This window comes from Trichothermofontia sp., assembly GCF_053493415.1.
Genome location: NZ_JBRCAD010000233.1, coordinates 22843 through 31708, shown reverse-complemented (window position 1 = coordinate 31708; position 8866 = coordinate 22843). Strand labels below are relative to the sequence as shown.

6 protein-coding genes are annotated in these 8866 nt (G+C 53.4%); 3 read left to right on the top strand and 3 right to left on the bottom strand.

What is annotated here, in order from left to right:
* Nucleotides 1–499: L,D-transpeptidase (locus ACWIUF_RS20500; protein WP_448574398.1), on the bottom strand; the 499-nt coding region annotated here is incomplete at its 3' end.
* A gap of 27 nt (nucleotides 500–526) precedes the next feature.
* On the opposite strand from ACWIUF_RS20500, the gene ACWIUF_RS20495 reads away from it, so the two are divergent.
* From ACWIUF_RS20495 to leuD, 3 genes are all read left to right on the top strand, one after another.
* Complete coding sequence (locus ACWIUF_RS20495) at nucleotides 527–688, top strand: hypothetical protein (RefSeq protein WP_448574397.1); 162 nt, start codon at nucleotides 527–529, stop codon at nucleotides 686–688.
* Nucleotides 689–885: 197 nt separating this feature from the next.
* The gene (locus tag ACWIUF_RS20490; RefSeq protein ID WP_448574396.1) at nucleotides 886–2274 is read left to right on the top strand and encodes an NAD-dependent succinate-semialdehyde dehydrogenase; all 1389 of its coding nucleotides are present in this window, start codon (nucleotides 886–888) and stop codon (nucleotides 2272–2274) included.
* Between the two features lie 455 nt (nucleotides 2275–2729).
* Complete coding sequence (gene leuD, locus ACWIUF_RS20485; RefSeq protein WP_448574395.1) at nucleotides 2730–3341, top strand: 3-isopropylmalate dehydratase small subunit; 612 nt, start codon at nucleotides 2730–2732, stop codon at nucleotides 3339–3341.
* 132 nt (nucleotides 3342–3473) lie between these two features.
* On the opposite strand, the gene ACWIUF_RS20480 is transcribed toward leuD, so the two are convergent.
* Nucleotides 3474–3917, bottom strand: coding sequence for a hypothetical protein (locus tag ACWIUF_RS20480; protein ID WP_448574394.1), 444 nt, complete (start codon nucleotides 3915–3917; stop codon nucleotides 3474–3476).
* Nucleotides 3918–4516: 599 nt separating this feature from the next.
* Nucleotides 4517–8836 (bottom strand): PAS domain S-box protein, encoded by a 4320-nt coding sequence (locus tag ACWIUF_RS20475; RefSeq protein ID WP_448574393.1) that lies wholly within the window; start codon nucleotides 8834–8836, stop codon nucleotides 4517–4519.
* Nucleotides 8837–8866: the final 30 nt, after the last annotated feature.

Sequence of the window (8866 nt, the reverse complement as noted above, 5' to 3'; positions counted from 1 at the left end):
GGGGAATCACGTAGCCTTCCCAGGGATGCCGCCATGCGGGATCTTTGGTCATCTGAATTACTTCATAGCTGCCCTTGGGGGTTTCCCAACCGGAACGCCCGATCGCGACGGGATAGCTGACCACGGCTTCATCGCCCCGGTAGACATAGACCCGGCGATCGCCCAGCCGCAAGACCAAACGGGTGCGGGCCTCATCCGGCAGAAAGTCCTTCGAGTCACCCAGTTGCGGTAAGGCCGGTTGATCCAACAGCATCACGCTTGGATTAAAGGCCGTTGTGGTTGGGGTGGGGGCAGTGGGGGCAGCAGCGGGATTGATATCGGGCGGTACCGTTGGCAAGAGGGCCTCCAACTCAGTCGTCGGCAAGGGAGAAGCTTCAGCAGATGGGGCTTCGGGTACTTGTGCCAGGGCGGGTGATGCCAACATCACTGTCAAGAAGGTTGAGCCGAGCAGGCGGTGCCAAGGGCGAACGGGGCTAGACGGCCAAAAACTCCTCACCATACCGATCGTTGTCCTCCTCTGTAACTGATGTCTGTAACTGATGGGTTATCCGGTGTGCTAGTCGTCTGTCATCCCAGCACTGGGGGCTGGTCGGTTGGTGTCGAGTTGGCAAGACTCAACCTGTTCACGTTGTGTTGGGTCGCCCTGCGTTTGACCCAACCTACCCCCTTCAGCTTGACGGACGACTAGGGCAGTTCAGGACGGGTGTCCCTAGGGGTTGATTTAATCCATTCCTGTTCTATTCTTACCTGTTGGCCCTCTGCTTTGGTGAACAATGGCTAAGTTTTTGTCAGCAGTTCCCCTGAGTGGCGCTATAACGGGGAAAGGCGATTCGCCCCAAGACCTTCAGGCCGATCGCCCTCCATTCTTCCGTGCAGGAAAAACCTATGGCGATCGCAACCCTTAACCCAGCCACTGGGGAAGTCCTCAAAACCTTTGCCCCCTTGAGTGACACCGAGTTAGAAGCGAAACTAGCGGCAGCAGCAACAACGTTTCTATCCTATCGCCAGACGACCTTTGCACAACGGGCCACCTGGCTGCGGGCAGCAGCGGCGATCCTAGAGCGCGATCGGGATGCCTACGCGAAGTTGATGACGCTGGAAATGGGGAAGCCCCTTAAGGCGGCGATCGCAGAAGTAGACAAGTGTGCCCTGGTTTGCCGTTTCTATGCGGATCAGGCGGCGGTGATGTTGGCGGATGTGCCGATCGCAACCGATGCCAGCCGCAGCTTTGTGTGCTACCAACCGTTGGGGGTGATTCTGGCGGTGATGCCCTGGAATTTTCCCTTTTGGCAGGTGTTCCGCTTTGCGGCTCCGGCCCTGATGGCGGGGAATGTGGGGTTACTCAAGCACGCCTCGAATGTGCCCCAGTGCGCCCTCGCGATCGCCGATATCCTGGCGGAAGCAGGTTTCCCAGCGGGGGCCTTCCAAACCCTCCTGATCGAAGCCAAGCGGGTGGCTCCCCTCATGGCCGATGACCGGATTAAGGCGGCAACCTTGACGGGGAGTGAACCGGCAGGGGCAAGTTTAGCCCAGGCGGCGGGTCAAAATTTGAAGAAAACCGTGTTGGAATTGGGCGGCAGTGATCCCTTCATTGTCATGCCCAGCGCCGATCTGGAGGCGGCAGTGGCGACGGCGGTGACGGCTCGAATGATTAACACCGGCCAGTCCTGTATTGCAGCGAAGCGGTTTATTGTGGCCGAGGCGATCGCCGACGAATTTGAACAGCGGCTACTGGAGAAATACCGTGCCCTGAAGGTAGGTGATCCGATGCTGCCGGAAACGGACCTGGGTCCCCTGGCGACGGGGGGAATTGTGGCCGACCTCGATCGCCTGGTACAAGCCTGCCTGCAACAGGGGGCAACGGCCCTCTGCGGCGGCCAACCCTATGCCCAATCCGATCCCGATTCTCCCCTGGCGAAAGGCCATTTCTATCCGCCCACCATTCTCACGAATTTACCCGTAGGCTGTCCCGCCTATGATGAGGAGTTTTTTGGCCCCGTGGCGCTGCTGTTCCGGGTACCGGATCTGGATGCCGCGATCGGGCTGGCCAATTGTTCCCCCTATGGCCTCGGTGCCAGCGCCTGGACCCAGGTACCTGCCGAAGCCGAACGGTTCCTGCGCGAATTGGAGGCCGGATCGGTGTTTATCAATGGCATGGTGAAATCAGACCCGCGTTTACCCTTTGGCGGCATCAAGCGATCGGGCTATGGCCGCGAACTCAGCCGCGAGGGCATTCTAGAATTCGTCAACACCAAAACCGTCTGGATACAGTAGGGGGGGCGGGTTGCACCCAGATCCCTGCTGCTAAGAGGATGTTTTAAAAGGGGGATCGCGGTTAAAACCGCGACTACGAACTTCAGCGTTTAGCTGTCCTCAGGGTTGTTTTGCGTTTGTAGTGGCGACTTTAGCCGCCCAAACGGCCTGTTTCTGGACTTTTCAAACACCCTCTAAGAGATAAGCTCAGTACATCGAAAAACAATTGTGGAGTAGGCATCCTGCCTGCCCCAACGAGAGCCTGCCCCAGAGACAGCCGATCGCCTACCTACTCCAGAGACAACTGAGCGCCTACCTGCCCTAGCCCTAGGGACAGCCGAGACGGCTATCCCACAATCAACCCATATCCAGGGCTATCCCACAACCAACCCGCCCAATCCCAAGATTTCGGTTCAAACAGGTACGCTATGCTGTTAAAGCAAACGTGATTTCCCCAACGCTCACTCACCAAGCCTATGAGTCAGGTTCAGCAACTTTCTGGACGCGCCATTCCCCTAGTGGGCAACGATATTGACACCGATCGCATCATTCCCGCCCGTTTCCTGCGCTGTGTTACCTTTGACGGGCTGGGGGCCAATGTCTTTGCCGACGATCGCGCGGCCCGCAAGGGCGACCATCCCTTTGATCAACCCCAATACCAGGGGGCCGAAATTCTGGTGGTGAATCGTAACTTTGGCTGTGGCTCCTCCCGTGAACACGCGCCCCAAGCCTTGGCTAAGTGGGGGATTCGGGCGGTGATCGGGGAAAGCTTTGCCGAGATTTTCTTTGGGAACTGTGTCGCGATGGGCATTCCCTGTGTGACATCAGAGGCCGAAAACGTGGCCCAACTGCAAGCCCAGATTGCGGCTCATCCCGAACAATTAGTTACGGTGAACCTGGAAACCATGCAAGCCACCTGCGGCGATCTGACCGTGGCGATCAACCTGAATGAAGGTGCCCGCCAGATGTTTCTCACGGGAACGTGGGATGCCTGCGGTCAGTTGGTGAGCCATGCGGAGCAGATTCGGATGACAGCCACAGCTTTACCCTACCTCGCCTGGAGTCCATTGGCCACGTCGGCTTGTTAGGGAATTGGCTAGATCGCGGAATGGGCGGAATAACGAGGAAAGCACGCGAGAAGTGTGAGGAGAGCCGAACCAGGATTTATATCCTGCGATAGAGGTGGCAGCTAGGCCCCACCCCTACTCTGAATAAACAGACTACCAAAGGGCTGGGACTGGCGCGGGTGCTGGCGCAGGCGTATACGGTCTAGGCGACAGCGGTGGTTCAGTGAACGGTTCCCGCTCTGGCAACACGGGCATCGCGATCGGTTCGACAGCAACAAAGGCTGGAATCGGCGCGACGCAGGTGCAAACTTTCTGTGCAACAGGCGTATCCATATCCTTCATCAGGACGATCGCGGTATCCGTACCCACCATGAGGGGGTCAAAGGGACCCGGACGGTTGCGCCGCCAGTAGGATACGTCGATCGTAATCGGTTCGCCCCAGGGTTGCTCCAGGGTCACCATATTGCTTTCTTCATCAATTTCCGTCACGATCCCACGCACGGCGGCGGGAATGGCGGATGCGGGTGCGGCCAGCACGGCTGGTACGAGTAGCGACAGTGCAACTCCCGCCCACTTCATTTCACGAATTGACACCATAGATCGTTTCACTCCCACAGTGAATAACGAATTTCAGCATTGTCCCGTAAGGACGCTAGGCAGCAACCAGGTTGCCGATGACTCATTGGGTAATCAGACACCTGACAACGAGTTTTAATGTTGCTTAATACTAATCTACAGGATCTTGTCAACTGAAATCAAGTGCCTTATCCTGTAAGGTTCGATTATGGAGAAGCTGGCAACTCATGCTTAACCGAAGCGTGCCTGTCGATCATCGTGTCAAGCCAGTTTCGATCAGTTTCTTAAAAAAATTAATAATAATTTTTATGTCCGGCTTCTGGTGGCAAGAGTAGGGTAGACTGCCCACGGGCGCAATCCGTTGTGATGCGATTGTGATGCGATCGTGCGGTTTGCCTTCTAAAACATCTTCTAAGAAGGTGTTTGAAAAGTCCAGAAACAGGTCGTTGGGGCGACTAAAGTCACCACTACAAACGCGAGAAAAGGCTGAGATTAGCCAAAGGTTAAGGTTCGTGTCACGGTTTTAACTGCAATCCCCTTTTTTAAAAAATTCTCTCAGATCTGATGGTAGGGTGGGGCCTTTATCACAAAATTCTATCCCTAAGAAATTTATAATATTTTTATAAAATTTTTATGGATTCAGTCAGCAACGGAAAGGTTAAGACAAAGGCAGTTCGGCCATTGCCGCTTTCAATGTGGATCGTACCCTCTAGGCGTTCGACCAGTTTTTTTACTAATGCTAATCCTAGGCCCGTGCCGCCATGCTTCCAGGGATCATTATTAGGAATGCGATAAAAGCGATCGAACACGCGATCGCACTCGACTTCAGAAATTTCAACCCCAGAATTAATCACCCGAATCACTAAATTTTCTGATTGAGCCTGGGCTGATACCGTAATGGTTTCCTGGGAAGGCGTGTATTTACAAGCATTGTTCAGTAGTTCCGTGAGAATGCGCTCCAGATAGGTGATATCTGTCGTTAGTGGGGGAAGATCGGCTGGCAGTTGGAAGACGAGCGCTTGGTGTTGCTGGTGAGTTCGCTCCACAAAGGACTCCGCAAGGTGAGGCAGATATACGGGCAGTTCTATGGTTGTGAGGTTAAGGGTTACTGCCCCTGAATCGACGCGAGTTAAGTCAAGGAGATCATTGATTAAGTTGATCTCCCGCTGTCCTTCCTCTTGTAGGATATTAAAATAGCGATTAATCGGGGTAGATTCATCCATGAGAATCCCCAACTTTTTCAGGATGATTTCTAACATTTGAGTTGCCATTTTGATATTGGACATCGGTGTCCGCAGTTCGTGGGAAACGGTACTCAAGAAGTCATCCTTAAGCTGATTGAGGCGTTCAAGTTCAACAACCTGGGTTTGGGCAGCTTGATAAAGGCGAGACTGGCGCAGGGCGATCGCGCATTGATTCGCAACTTGTTGAACTAGCTGCACTTCTGCGGGGGTAAATGATGCCTGTCGGTATAGCCAGAGATCTCCCAATACCTGCTGATCATCCAGGATCGGACAAGCTAAGGTTGTGAGGTGTTGATACTTTGCTCGGAAAGGACAGGGAATCAGATCGCAAAATAGGATGGCTTTTCCTTGGAAGAGGGTAGCATAAATGTCGTAATGGTGAGCATTTGCGATCGCAAAGGTTGTCCCCTTAGCCAACTGCTGTGACTGGGTAAATTCATGGGTAATGGTGGATGTGGTGTGATCGGCGCTATAAATGCCCGTATCACAGCATTCCAGATCTAAGACCTGTCCCAATTCTTGCACAACGGTTTCGAGGATTTGGTCCTCATCCAGGCTGTCACGAACGCGATCGGTAATCCGTTGTAGCATCGCATCCAAATCAAGTGCACGCTGAATTTCGGCGGTGCGTTCTTGTACCTGTTGTTCCAGCGTATTAGCCCATTGTTGGATTTTTTGATGTAACTCCGATTGTTGGATCGCGATCGCCAATTGCTCCGTAATTTGTTGCACAATTTCGACTTCCCAATCCTGCCAGTTATGAGGTTGGTCACAATAATGGACACACAGTAATCCCCAAAGTGTATCTTGGGCCACGATCGGCAAAACAAGGTTAGCTCGGACATTAAAGTTGGCGAGTAATTCTACATGACAGGCAGGGAGTTCAGCCTGCTCAATATCATGAATGCAACTAATTTTACCTTGACGATAGGATTCTACTAAATTCTCCCTAAAACAGGGATCATCGATGTGGCTACCTAAGACTGACCGCCAAGGTTCCCCCACCGATTCAGCAATCATGTCACCACTCCAATCGGGGCGGAAACGGTAGATTAAAGCACGATCGACCTGTAAGAGTTGATGAATATCGTGGACGGCTGTGTTCAAGACTTGCTCAACATCCAAAAACTCACGAATATCTTGGGTAATCCTTCTAAGGATGCGCTCGTGTTCTGCCTGTTGCAGCAAGGTCTGTTGGGCCTGTTTCAAGGCGGTGATGTCACGGGCAACTACCAATACCGAAGTGACTTCCCCCTCGGTGTTAAATTCCGGCACAATCCGGGCATCCAGGGTAAGGTCCCCCGCGGGCAGGGGCAAGATGGCTTCCAGGGAGTGTGGTTGGCCTCGGTGAAACACCTGGTCAAGTTCGATATGCCAGCCGTGGACCAAATGCTCCGGCCAACCCAAATCTTGGGCAGTCTTACCCAGGATGGCACTGGCCGGTAAGTTATTAATACGCTCCACAACGGGGTTAACGTATAAATACCGAAACTGACGATCGCAGCGCACGACAAAATCGGGGGTATTTTCAGCCAGGGCACGGAATTCCGCTTCCTGTTTCCGGAGCCGCACCTCGGCCTCCTTGCGCTCGGTGATATCCATATCGACCCCCATCATGCGCACAGCTCGACCCGCGGCATCCCGCACCACATTGCCGCGCCCTGCCGCCCAACGCACGGTCCCATCCGGTTTAATAAACCGAAATTCAATCTCGTAAGGTTCGTCCTGTTCGATACTACGGTGGATGGCAGCGAACACCCGCGGGCGATCGTCCGGATGCATCATCGCAACGACGGTTTCCAGCCGGCGATCAAAGGTGCCTGGGGCTAGGCCCATGAGGGTTTCTAGGCTAGCTGACCATATCACCTCATTGGTCTCAAGGTTCCAATCCCAGTAACCCATGCGAGTCGACTCTAGGGCTAATCGCAGGCGTTCTTCACTCTCCCGGAGGGCATCATCCGCTTGCTTGCGATCGCTAATATCCATCACAATCCCCAGGAAATATTGTAAATTTCCCTGCCCATCCAGGATGCTAGAGGCTATGAGGTTGACCCATTTGATCTGGCCATCTTTGCAGATGTAGCGTTTTTCTAAGGAATAACTGGTTAACTCACCCGCCAACAGCTTCTGGGTATAGGCCAGGTTAAGGGCTAAATCATCTGGGTGGGTAATCTGCTGGTAAGTGAGGGTTCGCAGTTCAGCTTCGGTATAACCGAGTAAGTGGCAAAGTCCAGGGTTGACTTGAAAGAACTGACCCTCCAGAGTGACTAAGCCAATGCCTAATTTAGCTTGTTCAAAAATGGCACGGAAACGGGCTTCAGAAGCTTGGAGAGAGTGTTCTAACTGCTTACGTGCGGTGATGTCAAGTACAACAGCGGTCACAGTCCAAGCCTTCTTATCCTCCTGCCATTGGGCGGTCGCTGCTTCCTGCATCCAGCGAATTGAACCGTCTCGATGGCGAAATCGGTATTCCAAATTCACCTGGGTTTGGCCCTGGAAAATGGATTGAGTCGCAGGAATAATAACGCCTTCCCAGTCTTCGGGTAATACCCGCGATCGCCAGAGATTGGGTTGAGCAATTAATTCTGCTGGTGAATACCCATAAATCACTTCACTATGGGGTGAATAATATTCATAGATGACTGTGCCATCGGCAAATAAATCAAATTTGACAATACTGGCTAAGGAATTATTCAAAATAGAGGCCAGTTCTGCCCGTGAGGCTTCTAATGCCTGCTCCAGTTGCTTCCGTTCCGTAATGTCAACATGGGTGCCAATTACCCGTAGCGGGGTACCATCCGGCTGCCAGGCGACGACTTTGCCGCGATCGAGAAACCATTTCCAGGTACCATCCTTGGCTAGGAGACGATGTTCACTTTGATAAATTGGGGTTTGTCGGTTGAAATGGGCGTGTAGGGCGGCGTAGGTGTGCGCGCGATCGTCGGGATGCAACCGGCAATTCCATTCGTCCAAAGTGTTGCCAATTTCGTCATCGGCATAGCCCAACATCGCTTTCCAAGTAGGGGAGTAGTAGATCTCATTGGTGTCGGTATGCCAATCCCACATGCCATCTTCGGCACACTCCAGGGCAATCTCCGCGCGCTCCCGCTGTTGGATTTCCATCTGTAACTGCTGGTTGATGGCTTGTAGATCCTGATTGACCTGTTGTAGGGCGGCTGTGCGTTGTCGGACTTGTTCCTCCAAAACCTGCTGGAATTGCTGTACTTGGCGCTCTAGTTGCTTGCGATCGGTGATATCTCGCAAAATCGACAAATGGTAGTGGGGGACCACATTCGCCGTGGCCGCATACTCCACCTCCCGCAACGCACCATCCGAGCGCACGAGGCTAAACTCTCCCCGTCCCTGCCCTACCGCTAGGAATGCCTGCCATGCCGCTGCAAAGTCAAACTCAGCCTGGGAAAAGTCGGCAATACAACAACCGAGCAATGCCTCTTTGGGCAGGCCAAATAGTTCACAGGCCGCCGGATTGGCATCAACATAGCGGCCCTGATCGTCGGCAATGAGCATGGCATCGATCGCGGCCTCAAAACAGCCCACATGGTAGCGATCGTTGGGGGGAGACACTACGCGATTCGCCAGGGGAGGCGCTACGCGATCGCCCTGGCCAGCCTGTGTCTTCTGCAAGCGTTTGCGACTAGAGGATTTGGTCGATCGCTGTTTACCCATATTTGCCATCAAATGATGTTAAGGGCGTTGACAACTCAT